The sequence below is a fragment of the Micrococcus sp. SL257 genome (assembly GCF_026625585.1).
GTDB classification, from domain to species: domain Bacteria; phylum Actinomycetota; class Actinomycetes; order Actinomycetales; family Micrococcaceae; genus Micrococcus; species Micrococcus luteus.
In genome coordinates this window covers 780438-799009 of sequence record NZ_CP113053.1, presented here as the reverse complement: position 1 = coordinate 799009, position 18572 = coordinate 780438, and the positions used below count along the sequence as shown (strand labels likewise).

Here is an 18572-nt window from a genome sequence, read left to right as displayed (position 1 = left end):
TCCGAAGGGTCGTCGGGCGCGGTCGGGGCTCGAGACGCGGACGGAGCCGGCGTCCTCAGGCCGCGAGGGCGAACGGCGGGCCGCGCCGCCCCGGAGAGCTGAGGAGGGCGAGGGACGTCACCGGCCGGAGCACCGGCGGGACGGGGACACGGAGGCGGGCCGGCGTCGGCAGGGGGCCGTGCGCTGCCGGCGGCGGGCAGACGACGGCCACCACGCGTTCGGCGATGGTGAGCACGAGGGCCTCACCGCGCCGCAGCACCAGCACGGTGAGGACCGCGGCGATCACGTGGGCCGCGAGCATGCGCAGGTCGGTCAGGTGGCCGGCGGGGGCGCCGGACAGGGCCTCCCCCGGTGCCAGGAGGGCCCCGGCGCCGGGACGGGCGTGGCCGAGGTGGGCGGGGTCGACGCCGGCGGCAGGCGCCACGGCGTGGCCGCCGGCGGCGAGCCCGTAGAGCACGTGGAACAGCCCCTGGGCGATCGCGACGGCGGCGGCGGTGCGCCACAGCGAGAGGGCGCGGCCCGCCAGGGCGGTGCAGAGCGGGGCGGCGAGGACGGCCGCGAAGGCGACCACGCCGACCTCGGGGAACCCGTGGCCGGGCTCGGCGGCGGTGTGGAACAGCGCGGCCAGGGCGGTCATCGCCAGGGCCCCGGCCCAGCCCCGGGCCAGACGGGCCGGCCCACGCACGACGCGCGGAGGGGCGTCCTCGAGGCCGGACGGGGCCCACGGAGCGGCGGCGACGGCGCTGCGCATGCCACGACTCCTCTCCTGACGGCCCCGGCCCACGTCGGCCGGACGATCGTCCGCCCATCCTACGCGCCCGCAGACGACGACGGGCGCCCCACCCGAGGGTGGGACGCCCGTCCTGCGGCCTGCGGCGTGGGTCCGGGGACCCGCACCGCGACCGGGATCACTCGGAGGCGGCGGCCTTGAGCTTGGAGCCGGCGGTCACCTTCACGGAGTGGCCGGCCGGGATGGTGATCTCCTCGCCGGTGCGCGGGTTGCGGCCGGTGCGCTCCTTGCGCTCGGTGCGCTCCACGGCCAGCCAGCCCGGGATCGAGACCTTCTCGCCCTTCTTGACCTGGGCGGTGAACACCTCGAAGAGGGCGTCCAGCACATCGCTGACGGCGGCCTGGGTGTTGCCGGAGCGCTCGGCGACGGCGGCGACGAGTTCCTTGCGGTTCATGGCCATGGGTCCTCCCTATGGGACGTCGGTTACGGTTCCCGGGCCGTTCGGACCGGGCTGCCAGTTGTGAACGTACCACCTCTCCGCGGGCGAATCGCCCCCTGAACCGCGAGAATCCGCGATTTCCCGTGACCCGGGTGGCCCTCATCCCCGGGGCACGACGACGGCGGCGCCCCTCCTGAGGAGGGACGCCGCCGTCGCGGTGGTGCCGAGCGCCCGGAGACCGGGCCTCAGGTCACCAGGAGGACTTGGTCACGCCGGGCAGCTCGCCACGGTGCGCCATGTCGCGGAAGCGCACGCGGGAGATGCCGAAGCGCTGGAAGGTGCCGCGGGGGCGACCGTCGATGGCGTCGCGGTTGCGCACGCGGACCGGGGAGGCGTCGCGGGGCAGCTTCTGCAGGCCCAGGCGGGCGGCCTCGCGGGCCTCGTCCGACGCGTTCGGGTCCACGAGGGTCTTGCGCAGCTCGAGACGCTTCTCGGCGTAACGGGCCACGATGGCCTTGCGCTGCTCGTTCTTGGCGATCTTGGACTTCTTGGCCATCTCAGCGCTCCTCTCGGAAGTCGACGTGCTTGCGGACCACCGGGTCGTACTTCTTCAGGGTGATGCGGTCCGGGTTGTTCCGGCGGTTCTTGCGGGTCACGTAGGTGAACCCGGTGCCGGCGGTGGACTTCAGCTTGATGATCGGACGAACGTCCTTGTCCTTGGCCATGTCAGAGCTTCACTCCCTTCGCGATCAGGTCCGCCACGACGGCGTCGATACCGCGCACGTCGATGGTCTTGATGCCCTTGGCGGACAGCGTCAGGGTGACGTTGCGGCGCAGGGAGGGGACCCAGTAGGTCTTCTTCTGGATGTTGGGGTCGAACCGGCGCTTGGTGCGACGGTGCGAGTGGGAGATGCTGTGGCCGAATCCCGGCCCAGCCCCGGTTACCTGGCAGTGAGCTGCCATGATCACTCCTCGTGGCAAGTAGTAGTAAAAGGACGGGCGGAACCCGCATGGCGGCGAGCCGCGGACCTGTCCGCGGACACCTGTTGTGAGCCCCGCCCCGGGTGTGGACACCGCACTCTTACTGCGACTTCTCGAAAAGGGGGACCAGGCTGGGTGAGAGCCAACCGAAGTTCCTTATGGGATCGCTGGTGTGGACGGTGAGCCCCGGTCCGTCCTGAGGACGTCCCGGGATCCGGTCTGCGGGAGCGCGTTGCTTTTCCGACCCGCCGTCCGCCCGGTCACCTGACCGATGGAACGACGAGAACAACGCGGCGTGCGCCGTCCCACCTTACGCGAACCGTGGGCGTCGCTTCAACTCGGCGGGGGGCGCCTGTGGTATGCGCACGGTCCTCGGCCCCCAGGGCCGCTCCGCTCGTCACGGCTCGGCGCGGCCACGGGCGCTGGGCCGGCCCACCCCTCCGGCGTGGATCAGGCGACCGACGCCCCCAGCAGCGAGCCCACCGCGAAGGTCAGGCCGAGCGCCAGGGCGCCGCCGAGGACGACGCGCACGGCCGCCCGCAGCGCGGGCGCGTCGCCGAGCCGGGCCCCGACCCAGCCGGTGACGGCGAGGGCCACGAGGGTGACGCCGAACGTGAACGGGACGCGGAGGCCCACCGGCGCCAGGACGACCGTCAGGAAGGGCAGCAGCGCGCCCACGAGGAACGCGAGGAAGGACGCTCCGGCGGCGGCCCACGGGCTGACGACGTCCTCCTCCGCCATGCCCAGCTCCATGCGCAGATGCGCGGCGAGCGCGTCCTTCTCGGTGAGCTCCCGCGCGGCGGCCTCGGCCGTGGCCCGGCTCAGGCCGTCCGCCTCGTAGAGCTGCACGAGCTCCTCCAGCTCGCCCTCGGGATCCTCCTCGAGCTCACGGCGCTCCTTGGCGATCAGCGACTTCTGCGAGTCGGAGGACGAGGAGACGGACACGTACTCGCCCAGCGCCATGGAGAAGGCGCCGCCGACCACGGCCGCGGCGCCGGCCAGCAGGATCGGGGTGAACGCCGTCGTCGCACCGGCGACACCGACGACGGTGGCCGCGACGGACACGATGCCGTCGTTGGCACCGAGCACGCCCGCGCGGAGCCAGTTGAGGCGGGCATGCACGCCGCCGGTGGCGTGCGGCTCGTCGGGACCGCCCGGCGGGAGCTGATCTGCCAGGGGCGAGGACTGTTCAGACGTGTGCGACATGTCTCCATGCTCGCGGCGCCGGGCGGGGCGCGCCAGACAGGTGAGGCGTTCCTTCGGACGGGGACGCCACGACACCCGGTCTCGCTGTTGCCAGGATTGTTCAACAACAGCTACCGTCTCCCCCAGCGCCTCGTGACGCCCGTCACCTCGCCCGGCGCCCTCGACGAAGGTGACCACCGTGTCCCACGCAGACATCCCCCACGCCGGGCCGGACGGCGCGACCCCCTCGGGCACCGCACCGAAGACGGACTCCCGTGCCGCGAGCGCCACCCGGCGCACCGCACTGCTCGGCGCCATGTTCCTCATGGCCACCTCGGCCATCGGCCCCGGCTTCATCACGCAGACCGCCACGTTCACCGTCCGGATGGGCGCCGCGTTCGCGTTCGCCATCCTGGTCTCGATCCTCATCGACATCGCCGTCCAGATGAACGTGTGGCGCGTCATCGGCGTCTCCGGCATGCGCGCCCAGGAGCTGGCGAACCGCGTCCTGCCCGGCCTCGGCTGGGTCCTCGCCGCGCTCGTGTTCCTCGGCGGCATGGTCTTCAACATCGGCAACATCGCCGGCACCGGCCTCGGCGCGAACGCCATGCTCGGCGTCGACCCCCTGATCGGTGGCGGCGTCTCCGCGCTCATCGCGCTGCTGATCTTCCTCTCCAAGCGCGCCGGCGTGGCCCTGGACCGGATCGTGGTGGCGCTCGGCGCCGTCATGATCCTGCTGATGCTGTACGTGGCCATCACCTCCGCCCCGCCCGTGGGCGAGGCCCTGCGCCAGTCCGTGATGCCGGAGGAGGTCGACTTCTTCGTGATCGTCACCCTCGTGGGCGGCACCATCGGCGGCTACATCACCTACGCGGGTGCCCACCGCATGATCGACTCCGGAGTGAAGGGCGTGGACGACGTCCAGGACATCACCCGCAGCTCCGTGGCCTCGATCCTCGTGACCGGCCTGATGCGCGCCCTCCTGTTCCTGGCGATCCTCGGCGTCGTCGCCTCGGGGGCGGTGCTGTCCAAGGACAACCTGGCCGCCTCCGCCTTCCAGGCCGCCGCCGGCGACATCGGCCTGCGCATGTTCGGCATCGTCCTGTGGGCCGCCGCCGTCACCTCCGTGATCGGCGCGTCGTACACCTCGATCAGCTTCGTCACCCGCTCCACCACCAGCGCCCGCACCCGCAACCTGCTGACGGTCGCCTTCATCGTGGTCTGCACCGCCCTCTACCTGGCGCTGCGCCAGGCCCCGCAGACGCTGCTCGTGTTCGCCGGCGCGTTCAACGGCATGATCCTGCCGGTCGGCTTCGCCGCCCTCCTGTACGTGGCCTGGCGCCGCCGCGACCTGCTGCACGGCTACCGCTACCCCGGGTGGCTGCTCGTGATCGGCGCGCTCGCGTGGATCGTCTCCGTGTTCATCGCGGTGCGCGGGTTCATCCCCATGGTCGAGATGATCACCGGTGCCTGAGATGACCACGACGACGCCGCTGCCGCCGCTGGACGGCGCCACGACCCCCGCGCAGGCCCGCGAGCGGTTCCGCGCGGGGCTCGTGCGGCCGACCTCGGGGATCGCCGACGGCTACGCGCAGGCGAACCTCGTCTCGATCCCGCAGGACCACGCCTACGACGTCCTGCTCTTCGCCCAGCGCAACCCCCAGGCCCTGCCGCTGCTCGGCGTGTTCGAGGCCGGCGAGGTCAACGGCCCCGCGCTGGACGGCGACGTCCGCACGGACGTGCCGCAGTACGTGGTGTACCGCGACGGCGTCGAGACGGACCGCCCCACGGATCTGCTCGACGTGTGGCGGGACGACCTCGTGACGTTCGTGATCGGCTGCTCGTTCACCTTCGAGTCCGCCCTGGTGGCCGAGGGCATCCGGATGGCCCACCAGGACGCCGGTGTGAACGTGCCGATGTACCGCACCACGCGGCGCTGCGCCTCGGCGGGCCGCCTCTCGGGCCCGCTCGTGGTCTCGATGCGCCCCATCCCCGCCGACCGTGTGGCCGACGCCGTGCGCATCACCTCCCGCTACCCCGCGGTGCACGGCGCGCCCGTGCACGTGGGCGACCCGGCCGGCCTCGGGATCACGGACCTGTCGGCACCGGACTTCGGCGACGCCGTCGAGGTCCCGCAGGGCCACCTGCCCGTGTTCTGGGCGTGCGGGGTGACGCCGCAGGCGGCGATCATGGAGTCCCGCCCGCCGCTGGCCATCACGCACGCGCCCGGGCACATGCTCATCACGGACCTGCCGGACCGGATGTTCCAGGTCCCGTGACCGTCAGGGCCCGGGCAGGCGGTCAGTCCCCCACGGCGGCGAGGTGCGCCAGGACGAACTGCTCCGCCTCGTCCAGGTAGTCGCCGAACATGGCGTGCACCGCGGGGAGGTCGCCGGCCAGCAGCCGCTCCACGATCCACCGGTTGCGGTCCGCGAACTGCACGTGCAGGCGCGTCTGCTCGTCCATGGGGTGGAACGCCAGGCGCACGCGGGCCTGCACCGACGCCATGAGCCGCGTGAGCTCGGGGGCGCCTGCCAGGTCCACGATACCGACGTGGACGCGATGGTTGGCGTCGCCCAGGACCCGCGCGGGGGTGTCCGGGCCGCCCGAGAGCAGGTCCTGGGCACAGCGCAGGTGGCGCGCCGCGCCGGGGGTGAGCTCTCCGTGCTCGAGGGCGCCGAGCTGGATCACCCGACGCGTGCGGTACAGCCCGCGCACGTCCTCCGGACCCGGCGCCGCCACGAACACCCCGCGGTGCGGCCGTCGCTCCACGAGGCCCTCCGAGGCCAGCATGGTGAACGCCTCGCGCAGGCTGTTGCGGCTGACCTGGAGCTCGGCGGCCAGCGCCACCTCTCCCAGCCGCTCCCCCGGCACGAGTCCGGCCGCCGCGATCCGCTGCCGCAGCTGCGCGGCCGCGGCCACGGGAGCCGGGGCCGGGGCGGACTCCCCGCCGCCGGCGCCGGGCACGATGCCTTCCCCGGTGACACCGCCGCGCGCCGGCACCCTCACGCCCCCAGCCGGGCGATCGCCTGGCCGCGCGTCACCGAGGCCGGGGTCTCGGCCACGAGGAGCTGGATCCGGCCCGCACGCGGGGCACGGATCGGCGTCTCCATCTTCATCGCCTCGACGATCGCGACCGTGTCACCCTCGGCCACCTCGGCGCCGTCCTCGACCTTCCACGAGGCCAGGGTGCCGGTGACCGGCGAGGCCACGGTGCCGTCGTCGTCGGGCTTCCCGGCGCCGGCAGCGCCGGCCGGGGCCGCGGCACCCGCGCCGCCGCCTCCGAGGAGGGCCGCGTAGAGATCGGCGGGCAGGCCCAGTCGCACGGCGCGGCCGTCCAGCTCGACGGTGACGGCAGTCCGGCCGCCCGCAGGCACCTCGGCGCCCAGGTAGGGGGACTCGGCCAGCGGCTCGGCGAACTCGGACTCGATCCACGTGGTGTAGACGCCGAGGCGGTCCCCCGAGGTGAAGGCGTCCTGCTCGAGCACGGCGCGGTGGAACGGCACCACGGTGGGCACGCCGTCGATGCGCAGCTCGGCCAGGGCGTCGCGGGCGCGGGCGATGGCCTGGGCGCGGTCCTCGCCCCACACGATGAGCTTGGCGAGCAGGGAGTCGTACTCGCCCGGCACCACGGAGCCGGTGCGGACGCCCGAGTCCATGCGGACCCCGGGGCCGGTGGGGGCCTCGAACGCGTCGATCGGGCCGGGCACGGGCAGGAAGCCGTACGCCGGGTCCTCAGCGTTGAGGCGGAACTCGAGGGCGTGGCCGCGCGGCGTCGGGTCCTCGGGGATGCTCAGCGGCTCGCCGGCGGCGACGCGGAACTGCTCGCGCACCAGGTCCACGCCGAAGACCTCCTCGGTGACCGGATGCTCCACCTGCAGGCGGGTGTTCACCTCCAGGAAGCTGATGAGGCCGTCCGGGGCCACGAGGTACTCGACCGTGCCGGCCCCGGTGTACCCGGCGGCGCGGCAGATCTCGCGGGCGGAGGTGTGGATGCGCTCGCGCTGCTCGTCCGTGAGGAACGGCGCCGGGGCCTCCTCCACGAGCTTCTGGTTGCGGCGCTGCAGGGAGCAGTCGCGGGTGCCGAGCACGGCCACGTGGCCGTGCTCGTCGGCGAGGACCTGGGCCTCCACGTGGCGGGGGCGGTCCAGGAAGCGCTCCACGAAGCACTCGCCGCGGCCGAACGCGGCGACGGCCTCGCGGACGGTCGCCTCGAACGCGTCCTCGACGTCGCCGAGCTCGCGCACCACGCGGATGCCGCGGCCGCCGCCGCCGAAGGCCGCCTTGATGGCGATCGGCAGGCCGTGCTCCTCGGCGAACGCGCGCGCGGCGGCGGCGTCCGGCACGGGGCCGTCCGAACCCGGCACGAGCGGGGCGCCCGCCTGCTGGGCGAGGGAGCGGGCGGTGATCTTGTCGCCGAGGGCGCGGATGGCGTCCGGCGACGGGCCGATCCAGGTCATCCCGGCGTCGATCACGGCCTGCGCGAAGTCGGCGTTCTCGGAGAGGAAGCCGTAGCCCGGGTGCACGGCGTCGGCGCCGGCGCGGCGGGCGACGTCGAGGACCGCGTCGATCTTCAGGTAGGTGTCCGCCGAGGACGCGCCCGGCAGGTGGAAGGCCTCGTCCGCGACGGCCACGTGCAGGGCGTCGGCGTCCGGATCCGAGTAGACGGCGATCGAGGCGATGCCGTGGTCGCGGGCGGCGCGGGCCACGCGCACGGCGATCTCGCCGCGGTTGGCGATGAGCACCCGCGTGACGGGGCGGGCGGCGGGGGTGGTGGTCATGCGGGGGTCTCCTCGGAGGGCGATGCGGAGTCGACGACGGTCTCGGCGCCGGGGCGGGGATGGGGGACGAAGCGGACGCGGGCGCCCGGCGGCAGCTGGGCCGCCAGGCTGAGGTCCGCGCGGGCCACGACGCCGATCACCGGGTAGCCGCCGGTGACCGGATGGTCGGAGAGGAACAGGACGGGCTCACCCGAGGGCGGCACCTGCAGCGCGCCGCGCACGGCGCCCTCGGACTTCAGCTCGCCCTCCCGCACGCGCTCGAGCGGCGCGCCGTCGTCGGGGGCCGTGAGGCGCACCCCGATCCGGTCGGTCTGCTGGCTCACGTCCCAGTCCTGCGTGAACAGGCGCTCCAGGCCCGCCTCGCCGAACCAGTCGTCGCGGGGGCCGGGGACCACGCGCAGCACGGCCACCTGGCCGGGCGCGGGCATGGGGCGCAGCGAGGTCTCCGGGTCCCCCACCGTCGCGACGCCGGCCTCCGCCGAGGCGGGGGCGCCGGCGGCGGTCGGGCTCGCGGCGGAGGCGCCGGCGGCGCCCCTCGCATCCGGGCCGACGCGGCGGGCGAGGCGGTCCCCCGCCGTCAGCGGGGCGGGGCCGAGCCCGGACAGGGTGTCGGTCGAGCGGCTGCCGAGCACGGGCGGCACGTCGATCCCGCCCCGGAGGCCCACGTACACGCGCAGGCCGCCGACCGGCTCGTCCACCGTCAGCGTCTGGCCGTCCAGCACGACGAACGGCGTGCGGGCGGGCACCCGGCGCGTGGCGCCGTCGGCCGCGGTGATCGTCCCGCCGGCCTCGGCGCCGGCCAGGGCCATCACCTGGTGGCCGTGCGCGGTGAGGGTGAGGCCGCCCAGGGCGGTCTCCAGCACCGCCTCGCGTGAGCGGTTGCCCACGAGCCGGTTCGCCTGGCGCGCCGCGTCCCGATCGGCCGCGCCGGACACGACGACGCCGAGGTCGCCCAGGCCCGGGCGGCCCAGGTCCTGGACCAGGGTCAGGAGCCCCGGGTCCACGACGGTGACGCCGCGGCGGCCGGCCACGGACGGGAGGCCGGCCGCGGCGTCGGCGGGCGGGGTGGCGTCGACCGCCGCGTCCGTGCCGGAGGTGACGGACGCCGTCGGGCGCACGGGGACGTAGCGGACACGGTCGCCGGGCTGCAGCAGGGCGGGCTGCTCGCGGCCGAGGTCCCACAGGGCCGCGGTGGTGTGCCCCAGCAGCTGCCAGCCGCCGGGCGAGGTGCGCGGGTAGACGGCAGAGAAGGCCCCGGCGACGGCGACGGCGCCCGCGGGGACGGCCGTGCGGGGCGAGCTGCGGCGGGGCGCCTCGAACGGGGCCGCCTCGGAGGCGCAGTACATGAACCCCGGCGCGAAGCCGCCGAACGCGGCGAACCAGTCGGCCTCGCTATGGGCCCGGATGACGCCGTCGACGCCGAGCCCGGTGAGCCGGCCGACCTCGGCGAGGTCCTCACCGTCGTAGACCACGGGGATCTCGACGACGCGGCCCCCCGTCAGCTCACCGGCGTCGGGGGTGAGAGTGCTGACCCGCGGTGCGGCGTGCTCGGCGGCGGCCTGCGAGGTGAAGGTCACCAGGACGGTCGCGGCGGCGGCCATGACCTGGCGCTGGCCGCGCTCCGGGTGGGCCGTGAGGTGGGCGTGGACGGCCATGACGTCCTCGAGCGAGGCGCACTCGACGAGGAAGCCCTGGGTGCCGACCCAGCGGATCGGGCGGGCCGGCGGCTCGGCGGCGGGGTGATGTGGGGCGCTCATGCGAAGGCCTTGATGGCCACGCCCGCGCCCTCGAGCGCGCGGCGCACGGCCGCGGCCATGGCCACGGCGCCGGGTGTGTCGCCGTGCAGGCAGATGCTCTCGGCGTCGACGCGCACGTCCGTGCCGTCCACCGCCGCGACGACGCCCTCGGTGGCCAGGCGCACCATGCGGGTGGCGACGTCGTCCTCGTCGTGGAGGACCGCACCGGGCTCGCGGCGGGAGACGAGCGTGCCGTCCGGGTTGTAGCCGCGGTCCGCGAAGGCCTCGGCGACGCCGCGCAGCCCCGCAGCGGCCGCCTTGTCCAGGGCGACGGAGCCGGGCAGGAGCAGCAGCGGGAGGTCGGAGCCGAACGCCTTGACGCCGTCGACGACGGCCTGGGCGTGCGCCTCGTGACGGACGATCGTGTTGTAGAGGGCGCCGTGCGGCTTCACGTAGCGGACCCGGCCGCCGGCCGCGCGGGCGAGCGCGTCGAGGGCGCCGATCTGGTAGAGGACGTCATCGGCCAGCTCGGTGGGCGTGCAGTCCAGGAAGCGGCGGCCGAATCCGGCGAGGTCGCGGTAGCCCACGTGCGCGCCGATCGTGACGCCGGCGGCGACCGCGTCACGGCAGGTCTGGGCGATCCCCGAGGGATCGCCCGCGTGGAAGCCGCACGCGACGTTGGCGGAGGAGACGGAGGGCATGATGGCGGCGTCGTCCCCCATCGTCCACGAGCCGAAGGACTCGCCGACGTCGGAGTTCAGGTCGATCTGCGGCGCGTGAGACACAGTGCAGTCCTCTCGGATCGGGCCCGGCTGAGGTGCCGGTCACACAATCTTGAGGCATGAGGGGGGATTGTTCAACAATCCTCGGCGCGTCCTGCTGGCGCTCACCCGCACCACACACCAACGCGGGTTGAGTTGTCGCGGGTGCCCCAGCCCGGGACCCGCGATAACTCAACCGGCGTTGCGGACCGGGCCGGGCTGAGCAACGTCAGCGCGGCGGTGCGATGGGGCGCTCAGCCCTCGAGCCAGGGCGCGCGGACGCTGGCGGGGGTGAGGTCCGCCGTCGTCGCGGCGCCCATGAGGGACATCGCGACCTCGACCTCCTCCGCGAGCAGCTCGATCACGCGACGCACGCCCTCCTGGCCGCCGGCCATGAGCCCGTAGAGGTACGCCCGGCCGATGAGCGTGAAGTCGGCGCCCAGGGCGAGGGCGGCCACGATGTCCTCGCCGGTCAGGATGCCGGAGTCGAGCACGATCGGCACGTCCGCCCCGGCCTCCTCGCGCACCGCGGGCAACGCCTGCAGGGAGACCGGCGCCCGATCCAGCTGCCGGCCGCCGTGGTTGGACACGACCAGCCCGTCCGCGCCGACGTCGAGCGCCCGCCTCGTGTCCTCCCGCGTGAGGATGCCCTTGACCATCAGCGTGCCGGGCCACACCGAGCGGATCCACTCGAGGTCGCGCAGGCTCAGCGTGGGGTCGAACATCCCGTTGATGATGCTGGGCAGATCGCCGGCGGAGTCCGAGAGCGAGGCGAAGGTCAGCGGGTCCGTGGTCAGGAAGTTCCACCACCACTCGGGACGGTACGAGGCGTCCACGACGGTCTTGGCGCTCAGCCGCGGGGGGATGGTCATGCCGTTGCGGACGTCGCGCAGCCGCTGGCCGGCCACGGGCGTGTCCACGGTGACGAGCAGGGCGCCGTAGCCCGACGCGGCGGCGCGCTCGATGAGGTCGCGGGCGCGGTCGCGGTCCCTCCAGAGGTAGAGCTGGAACCACCGGTCGCCGTCGCCGGACGCTGCCGCCGTCTCCTCGATCGAGCGGGTACCCATCGTGGAGAGGCTGAACGGGATGCCCGCGGCGGCCGCGGCCGCGGCGCCCGCGTCCTCCCCCTCGGCGTGCATGAAGCGTGTGAAGCCGGTGGGCGCGATCCCGAACGGCAGCGCGGACCGGGCTCCCGCGATCTCGACCGACAGGTCCGGGGCGGCCACGCCGTGCAGGATCCGCGGCAGCAGCTCCACAGAGTCGAAGACCTCGCGGGAGCGGCGCGCGGTGATCTCGCGCTTGGCGGCGCCGTCCACGTAGTCGAACGCGGCAGCCGGGGTTCGACGCTTGGCGATCGCGCGCAGGTCCGCGACGTCGGCCGCCCGGGCGAGCCGGGCCTGGCGTCCGAGCCCGGGCGGGGCGAACCGCATCAGCGGGGCGAGCTCGGCGACGTCGGGCAGGCGGCGGGTCAGCGGCGTGAGGCGGGAGGGGCGGGACATGGGGTCCTTTCAGTGTCGGTGGATCGGAGGGGCGACGGCGGACGTCGGCTCAGTGCTCCGTGGCGGGGCGGGCGCGGAGCCAGAGGACGACGGCGGCGGCGGACGTCAGGCAGCACGCCGCGACGAAGCACGCCGCCGGCCACCAGGCACCGCTGGCCTGCCCGACAAGCCACGCGGCGACCATGGGGGTGAATCCGGCGATGACGGCGCCGTTGGCCTCGCGGGCGATGCCGATGCCGGAGAAGCGCTGACGGGGCGGGAACAGGCCGGCCAGGAAGGAACCCTGCGCGCCCGAGGTCAGGGCGATGACGAACGCGTAGCCACCCGCGATGGCCAGTCCCGCCGTCACAGCAGAACCGCTGGCCATGCCTGCGAACAGCACGAACACGTACCCGGCCCCCAGGAGGGAGCCGAGCGCCAGCACGCGGCCCGCGCCGAAGCGGTCCGCCGCCCAGCCGCCGACGGGGGTGGCGAGGACGCCGGCCAGGGACCCGAGGGTCACGGCGCCGAGCGCCTCGGGCCTGGTCAGGCCCACCGACGCGGAGGTCAGGAACGAGAGGGCGAACACGGCCATGGCGTAGTTCAGTGCGTTGTGGCCCGTGATGGAGAGGAAACCCACCACGAGAGCCCGCCCCCGCGTGCGGACCAGCTCGACGGCGGGGGTCTTCTCCCGCTCGCCCCGTTCGGCGGCGCGGCGCTGGGCCTCGCGGTATTCCGGTGTCTCGTCCAGCCTGCGGCGGATGAACCAGGCGAGCACGAACAGCACGGCCGAGGCGAGGAACGGCCAGCGCCAGGCGCCTGCCAAGAGTGCTTCGTCGCCCAGGGAGGCCACCCCCAGGAACGCCGCGGTGGCCAGGGCGATGCCCGCCGGCGGTGTGGCCAGCACGAAGGAGGTGTAGAGGCCGCGGCGGGCCGGCGGCGCGAACTCCGCCACGAGCGTCATGGCCCCCGCGAGCTCGGCGCCGGCCCCCATGCCCTGGAGCAGCCGCAGGAGGACCAGCAGCACGGGTGCCAGGGCGCCGACCGCCGTCGCAGTGGGCAGGAGGCCGATGCCGACGGTGGCCACGCCCATCATGAGGATCGTGAGCAGCATGGCCGGGCGGCGACCATGGCGGTCGCCGAGATGGCCGATGAGTGCCCCGCCCAGCGGGCGCGCCACGAAACCGACCGCGAAGGTGGCGAAGGCGGCCAGCGATGCGCCCGAGCCGACACCGGCGAAGAAGAGCGGGCCGATGACGAGGCCGGCGGCGGCCCCATAGAGGGCGTAGTCATACCACTCGATGAGCGTGCCCGTGACGGCCGCCGTCAGGGCGCGACGCACGCCAGGGGTCATGCGGCGGGAATGGCCCGGGCGGGAGTCGGCAGGAGGCTCCGGGGTGCGGGGGCTCACCGCGGATCGAGTGGTGTCCATGAAATATCTTTCTATCAGCACGGTGATACAGTCCACAACATGCATGACGGGACAGGTGGGCGGAGCGACGACGGTCGCGACGGTCCGGCCCAGGGCGCCCCAGCACCGGACACCTCAGCGCCGGGTGCAGCCCGGACCCCTCGCGGTCAACGGGTGCTCTCCGAACTGCGGGGCCTGATCCTGACCGGGGCCATCGGTCCCGGCGAGGTGCTCGTGGAGCCCCAGCTCGCCGCCCGCTTCGCGACGTCCAAGACCCCTGTCCGCGAGGCCCTCCACGTCCTCGCCGCCGAGCACCTCGTGACCGTGCTGCCGAAGAAGGGGTATCTCGTCGCCACGATGACGCCGCAGGACCTCGCCGAGGTGCTCGATCTGCGCATGCTCCTGGAGCCGCACGCCACGGCCGAGGCGGCGCGGTACGCGGATGCCGCGGGCGTGGCCCGTCTGCGCACCCTCCTCGCGGACCAGGGCGTCGCCACCGATCCCCTGGAGCGGATGCGACACGCGGCCGACCTGCACCGATCCCTCGCCCTGCTCGGACGGAACGGGCGCCTGTCCACGTCGCTGGAGCGGTGCTTCGATGAGACGGCCCGGGCCCATCACGTCCTCGGCGGTCTCAACGCGCACATGGAGTCGGACGTCGAGCTCGATGAGCATGCGCGCATCGTGGAAGCGGTGGAGTCCGGAGACGCGGAGGCCGCCCGCGAGGCCATGCGCACCCACCTGCGCACGATCCGCCGCGTCACCCTGCGTCAGTGGACCGACGGCCCGGGGCTCTGGGACTGACCCCCGCACCGCACGCCAACGTGAAGCGCCCTGGGTTTGTTGGAGACTCCTGACCTTGGAAACGAGGATGGAGTTATGCCGAAAGAGCAGACAGCGGGGAAGCCGACGACGCGTCGGTATTCGCCGGAGGAGAAGGCCGCGGCGGTCCGGATGGTGCGGACGCTGCGTGTCGAGCTGGGGACCGAGCATGGGACTGTGCAGCGGGTCGCGACGCAGCTCGGATACGGGGTCGAGTCCGTGCGGATGTGGGTCAAGCAAGCCGACATCGACGACGGCGTCACCTCTGGCGTGAGCAGCGCTGAGGCGCGGCGGGTGCGTGAACTGGAGCAAGAGGTCCGGGAGTTGCGGCGGGCCAACGAGGTCCTCAAGCGTGCTGCGTCTTTCTTCGGGGCGGAGCTCGACCGCCACTACCGGAAGTAGTCGCGTTCATCGACGCGAACAAGGATGACCTGGTCGACGGTCGCCGGCTCGGAGTCGAGCTCATCTGCAGGCTGCTGCAGGTGGCTCCGAGCAGCTACTACGCCGCCAAGACCCGCGCCCCCTCGGCTCGCGCGGTGCGGGACGAGGAGCTGATCCCGCAGCTGGTCGAGCTCTGGGAGAGGAAACTACCGCGTCTATGGAATCCGCAAGCTCTGGAAAGCCGCCGGCTGGGCGGGGATCATGATCGGCCGAGACCAGACCGCCCGGCTGATGCGCGCTGCAGGCATCGAGGGTGCGCGGCGGTCGAAGAGGGTCAAGACCACCCGGCCGGACCCGGCGTCGGCGCGGCACCTGGACCTCGTGAAGCGGGAGTTCACCGCGCCTGCCCCGAACCGGCTCTGGGTCACCGACCTGACGTTCGTGCCGACGTGGGCCGGCGTCGCGTACGTCTGCTTCATCGTCGACGCGTTCAGCAGGATGATCGTAGGGTGGCGGTGCGCGTCACACATGCGCACCGAGATGGTCCTCGACGCGATCGAGATGGCCCGCTGGTCCCGCGGCGCTCGCCACGAGGACCTGCGCTGCCACAGCGACGCGGGGTCTCAATTCACCTCCATTCGCTACGGCGAACGCCTCGCCGAGATCGGAGCGACACCGTCGATCGGGACCGTCGGGGACAGCTATGACAACGCCCTGGCCGAGACCGTGAACGGCTATTACAAGGCCGAACTCGTCCGCGGACCCGCACGGCCAGGCCCCTGGCGAACGGTCGAGGACCTCGAGCTCGCGACCCTCGGGTGGGTGCACTGGCACAACACGCAACGCCTCCACGGCTACCTCGGCGACGTCCCACCCGCCGAGTTCGAGGACACGTTCTATGCTGTCGAAGCCGACCGCGAACAGCTGGTCGGAATCAAATAGCGGGAGTCTACATCAGACCCAGGGCGCTTCACACCTGGAGATCGAGCGTAGCCATGAAACTAGCCACGATGAGCTGGGGGCGCCGAGGGCACACGGCCCGTCTCCACAAGGGGGACGGCTACCGAGCCCAACGGGACTCGAAGCTGCCCACGCTCGCGCCCGGGGCCCAGCACCGGTCGTGACCTAACCCCGGGATGAAACCCAGGGTGTTTCATATGTTCTTCGGAGGAAGATGGAGTCATGACGACCCCGGCCGTACGAGCCTTCACCCGACTGATCGACGACCCATACGAGGCCCTCAAGGAGGTCATCGACGAAGTCCGGGCGCAGTATCCGTCATACGCGCCTGTGACCGATGCCCTGCTCGCGTCGTCCTTCGACCAGAACATGCGCATGAGTCGGGAATGTGTTCTCGCCGGATCGCCGCCAGACGCGGACACTATGACGAACTATGCCCAAATCAGCCGTGCCCGGCTTGACTCGGGGGTCCCCGTCGAGGACCTGATGGCCTCCTTTCGTTTCTCGATGGGACGGATCGCGGACCACCTCGACCGACTGATGAAAGAGGAACGCGCCACCACTGAAGAGCGACTCGATGCGTACCGAAAGATTTGGATGGTCAGCGATGCATACACCACTTCCCTGGTCAACGAATACCGGCACCACGCCCTCCAAGTCGCAGCCGACGATTATCGCTTCCAAGTGGACCTCTTCCGAGCCCTCGCCGAGCGTGGGCCTAAGCCAAACCCGCTGGACGAAACCTCTACCCGAGGCCTGCTGAGCCTCCGGCTGACGTACCGCGGGTTCGTCGCCAAGCGTGAAGACGGTCAGCTCGGGCAGGACCACCAGCTTCGCGAATCAATTAGCAAACTCATCGGTCCCGGCCAAGGACTCTGCGTCGTCCAGCACGGACGCGTTGAAGGAGTGGTGGGGCGACGTTTCACGGCTCCACCGGGGGCGTCCGTATCCTTTGGCGAGCTCGCCCCCGTGCCTGAGCTTCACAACTCAATAGCACTCGCTAGGGCAGTGGCCGACACATCACCCGCACGGCACCCTGGAACCCATACGTTGAGCGACGTTTCATGGCGGATCGCGGCTAGTTCAGAATGCCCCTTGACGCGGCACTACATGGAACGCTTCCACCGTCTGTGGGCAGCCCCTGAAGCGAGCCGGTCGACGCTCTTGGATTCGTTCCGGACCCTCGCGGCCCACCACTTCAACTTCTCCACGGCTGCGGAATCCCTGCACTGCCACCCGAACACGTTGCGGTACCGGGCTGCGCGCCTAGAAGAACTCACGGGCACCAACATGCGGGACCTGGACGGTCTGATAGCCCTTGCCTGGGCAATCGAGTTGGCAGCACGCAGGAAGGGCGACTGAGGATCCGATTCGGACTTGTGAATCCCACAAAACCCGCTTCAACATCCTGTAGGACTTCCATTGCAGGGCAGGGATCGGCTTTGAGATGCTTCCACACAACGTGACGCCCATCACATTCTGATATCGTCGGCCAGAGGACATCTCATGCGCACCATCTCTCGCGGGCTGAACGCACTCGTGGAACGGTATCTCCCGAGCGCGTTCATCTTCGCACTCATTCTGACCCTCCTCACCCTGCTCATGGGGATGACCCTCGGGCATCAATCTTTCCCAAAGATGACCCAATACTGGTACTCGGGATTCTGGAGCTTCCTTGCCTTCGGCATGCAGATGGTCCTGATCCTGGTCACCGGGTATGCCCTAGCTAAAGCCCCTGTCGTCAATCGCGCGCTTGACCGCCTCGCCGCAATCCCGGGCACGCAGCGTTCGGCACTCGCCCTGACCATGACAGTCTCAGCAGTTATGGGGTTCATCAGCTGGGGTCTCGGATTTGTAGGGGGCACCCTGGTCGCCATCGCCATCGCGAAACGTCTAGACGCGGCGGACTTCCGGCTGCTCATCGCAGGGTCATATGCCGCTGTGATCGCAAGTCAGCCGATCTCTCTGACGCTGACCGCGCCACTGCTGGTGAACACGCCCGGCCACTCTCTTGAAGATGAGATCGGCCTTATTCCCGTAACCCAGACTCTATTCAGCCCGACGATGATCCTGTGTGCCATTCTCGGCTTTATCGGCGTGGTCATCGCTTTCATGATTATGGCCCCTCGGCCAGGAGAGGTAGTGCCGTTTGGAGCTCAGGGACGGACGAAGGGCTCGGATCCGACCCCAACTCCGACATCCTCGTCACCCGACGACCCAAAAGAGGAGCAAACCCCATCCACAACAATAGCAGAAAGATTGGACCACAGCCGCATTCTCGCTTATTTGATTGCCTGCGGCGGCCTGACGGCCATCGTGCTCTACTTTCTAGAGAACGGCTTCAACCTCGAACTCAACATCATCAACTTTGCCTTCCTGATCGTTGGAATCGCGCTCCACGGCAGCCCCACACGCTATGCAGAATGCATTACGGATGGCATCGGCGCGGCCTCCGGGATCGTCCTCCAATTTCCCTTCTATGCAGGAATCATCGGGATGATGGGTGGAGCCGGCCTCATTCAGACGATCGGGGGCTGGTTCGCATCCATCGCGACGGAGCAGACGATGCCCGTCCTCACGTACATCTCCGCGATGCTGCTCAACATCTTCGTCCCATCGGCCGGCGGCCAATGGCAACTGCAAGGGCCCGTCATGCTCGAGGCCACGGCTGGAATGGATATTTCCGCTGCGATGATCGTTAATGCCGTCTCCGTTGGTGACATGACGACCAACCTTCTGCAGCCGTTCTTCGTCCTCCCCGCTCTTGGCTTGTCTGGCCTTCAGCTTAAGGACATCTGGGGGTTCTGTATGACGGCCATGTTCGTCCTGATTGTCATCTGCGGCTCAATCTTCGCTATCGCCCCGCTGCTGGGTTGGTGAAGGGCCCGGGTGTTACCCCTTCTCCCG

General features: G+C 71.6%; 17 protein-coding genes, 1 pseudogene and 1 other annotated feature. Of the genes and pseudogenes, 6 read left to right on the top strand and 12 right to left on the bottom strand.

Going from position 1 to position 18572, the window contains the following annotated elements; translation table 11 throughout:
• Positions 1-55: 55 nt before the first annotated feature.
• From OVA32_RS03765 to OVA32_RS03740, 6 genes are all read right to left on the bottom strand, one after another.
• A complete protein-coding gene (locus tag OVA32_RS03765; RefSeq protein ID WP_036316817.1) occupies positions 56-751 on the bottom strand; it encodes a hypothetical protein in 696 nt (231 codons plus the stop codon).
• 157 nt (positions 752-908) lie between these two features.
• Entirely contained in the window at positions 909-1190 is a 282-nt protein-coding gene (locus tag OVA32_RS03760; RefSeq protein WP_002858339.1) for an HU family DNA-binding protein, read from the bottom strand.
• A gap of 229 nt (positions 1191-1419) precedes the next feature.
• A complete protein-coding gene (gene rpsN / locus OVA32_RS03755) occupies positions 1420-1725 on the bottom strand; it encodes a 30S ribosomal protein S14 (protein ID WP_002858338.1) in 306 nt (101 codons plus the stop codon).
• 1 nt (position 1726) lies between these two features.
• A complete protein-coding gene (gene rpmG, locus OVA32_RS03750) occupies positions 1727-1894 on the bottom strand; it encodes a 50S ribosomal protein L33 (RefSeq protein WP_002858336.1) in 168 nt (55 codons plus the stop codon).
• 1 nt (position 1895) lies between these two features.
• Positions 1896-2132, bottom strand: a complete 237-nt coding sequence (rpmB, locus tag OVA32_RS03745) for a 50S ribosomal protein L28 (protein WP_002858335.1) — start codon at positions 2130-2132, stop codon at positions 1896-1898.
• Positions 2133-2600: 468 nt separating this feature from the next.
• Positions 2601-3356 (bottom strand): VIT1/CCC1 transporter family protein, encoded by a 756-nt coding sequence (locus tag OVA32_RS03740; protein WP_210079022.1) that lies wholly within the window; start codon positions 3354-3356, stop codon positions 2601-2603.
• Positions 3357-3525: 169 nt separating this feature from the next.
• Here OVA32_RS03740 and OVA32_RS03735 point away from each other — a divergent pair, with 169 nt between their 5' ends.
• Together OVA32_RS03735 and OVA32_RS03730 are read left to right on the top strand one after the other, a co-directional pair.
• Entirely contained in the window at positions 3526-4809 is a 1284-nt protein-coding gene (locus OVA32_RS03735) for an NRAMP family divalent metal transporter (protein WP_070709387.1), read from the top strand.
• Positions 4802-5614, top strand: a complete 813-nt coding sequence (locus OVA32_RS03730) for a putative hydro-lyase (RefSeq protein WP_070709385.1) — start codon at positions 4802-4804, stop codon at positions 5612-5614. The genes OVA32_RS03735 and OVA32_RS03730 overlap by 8 nt, the downstream gene beginning before the upstream one ends.
• Positions 5615-5636: 22 nt before the next feature.
• Here OVA32_RS03730 and OVA32_RS03725 read toward each other — a convergent pair whose 3' ends face one another.
• The 6 genes from OVA32_RS03725 to OVA32_RS03700 all read right to left on the bottom strand — a co-directional run bounded on the left by OVA32_RS03725 (position 5637) and on the right by OVA32_RS03700 (position 13523).
• Entirely contained in the window at positions 5637-6302 is a 666-nt protein-coding gene (locus tag OVA32_RS03725; RefSeq protein ID WP_233490686.1) for a GntR family transcriptional regulator, read from the bottom strand.
• Positions 6303-6340: 38 nt separating this feature from the next.
• Positions 6341-8116 (bottom strand): acetyl/propionyl/methylcrotonyl-CoA carboxylase subunit alpha, encoded by a 1776-nt coding sequence (locus OVA32_RS03720; RefSeq protein WP_101967507.1) that lies wholly within the window; start codon positions 8114-8116, stop codon positions 6341-6343.
• Positions 8113-9873, bottom strand: a complete 1761-nt coding sequence (locus OVA32_RS03715; RefSeq protein ID WP_101967506.1) for a carboxyltransferase domain-containing protein — start codon at positions 9871-9873, stop codon at positions 8113-8115. The genes OVA32_RS03720 and OVA32_RS03715 overlap by 4 nt, the downstream gene beginning before the upstream one ends.
• Entirely contained in the window at positions 9870-10637 is a 768-nt protein-coding gene (locus OVA32_RS03710) for a LamB/YcsF family protein (RefSeq protein WP_101967505.1), read from the bottom strand. Before OVA32_RS03710 ends, OVA32_RS03715 begins: the two co-directional genes overlap by 4 nt.
• A gap of 230 nt (positions 10638-10867) precedes the next feature.
• Positions 10868-12112, bottom strand: a complete 1245-nt coding sequence (locus OVA32_RS03705) for an alpha-hydroxy acid oxidase (protein ID WP_052520079.1) — start codon at positions 12110-12112, stop codon at positions 10868-10870.
• Between the two features lie 49 nt (positions 12113-12161).
• Positions 12162-13523 (bottom strand): MFS transporter, encoded by a 1362-nt coding sequence (locus OVA32_RS03700; RefSeq protein ID WP_080772582.1) that lies wholly within the window; start codon positions 13521-13523, stop codon positions 12162-12164.
• A gap of 153 nt (positions 13524-13676) precedes the next feature.
• On the opposite strand from OVA32_RS03700, the gene OVA32_RS03695 reads away from it, so the two are divergent.
• The 4 genes and pseudogenes from OVA32_RS03695 to OVA32_RS03680 all read left to right on the top strand — a co-directional run bounded on the left by OVA32_RS03695 (position 13677) and on the right by OVA32_RS03680 (position 18545).
• On the top strand, positions 13677-14306 hold the full coding sequence (locus tag OVA32_RS03695) for a GntR family transcriptional regulator (RefSeq protein WP_041104485.1): 630 nt from the start codon (positions 13677-13679) through the stop codon (positions 14304-14306).
• Positions 14307-14381: 75 nt separating this feature from the next.
• Positions 14382-15647: pseudogene (locus tag OVA32_RS03690) on the top strand (IS3 family transposase).
• Positions 14681-14815 (top strand) — a sequence feature (AL1L pseudoknot). Its footprint overlaps the pseudogene before it by 135 nt.
• 240 nt (positions 15648-15887) lie before the next feature.
• On the top strand, positions 15888-17027 hold the full coding sequence (locus tag OVA32_RS03685; protein ID WP_041105294.1) for a helix-turn-helix domain-containing protein: 1140 nt from the start codon (positions 15888-15890) through the stop codon (positions 17025-17027).
• 144 nt (positions 17028-17171) lie between these two features.
• Entirely contained in the window at positions 17172-18545 is a 1374-nt protein-coding gene (locus OVA32_RS03680) for a short-chain fatty acid transporter (protein WP_095354069.1), read from the top strand.
• Positions 18546-18572 lie beyond the last annotated feature (27 nt).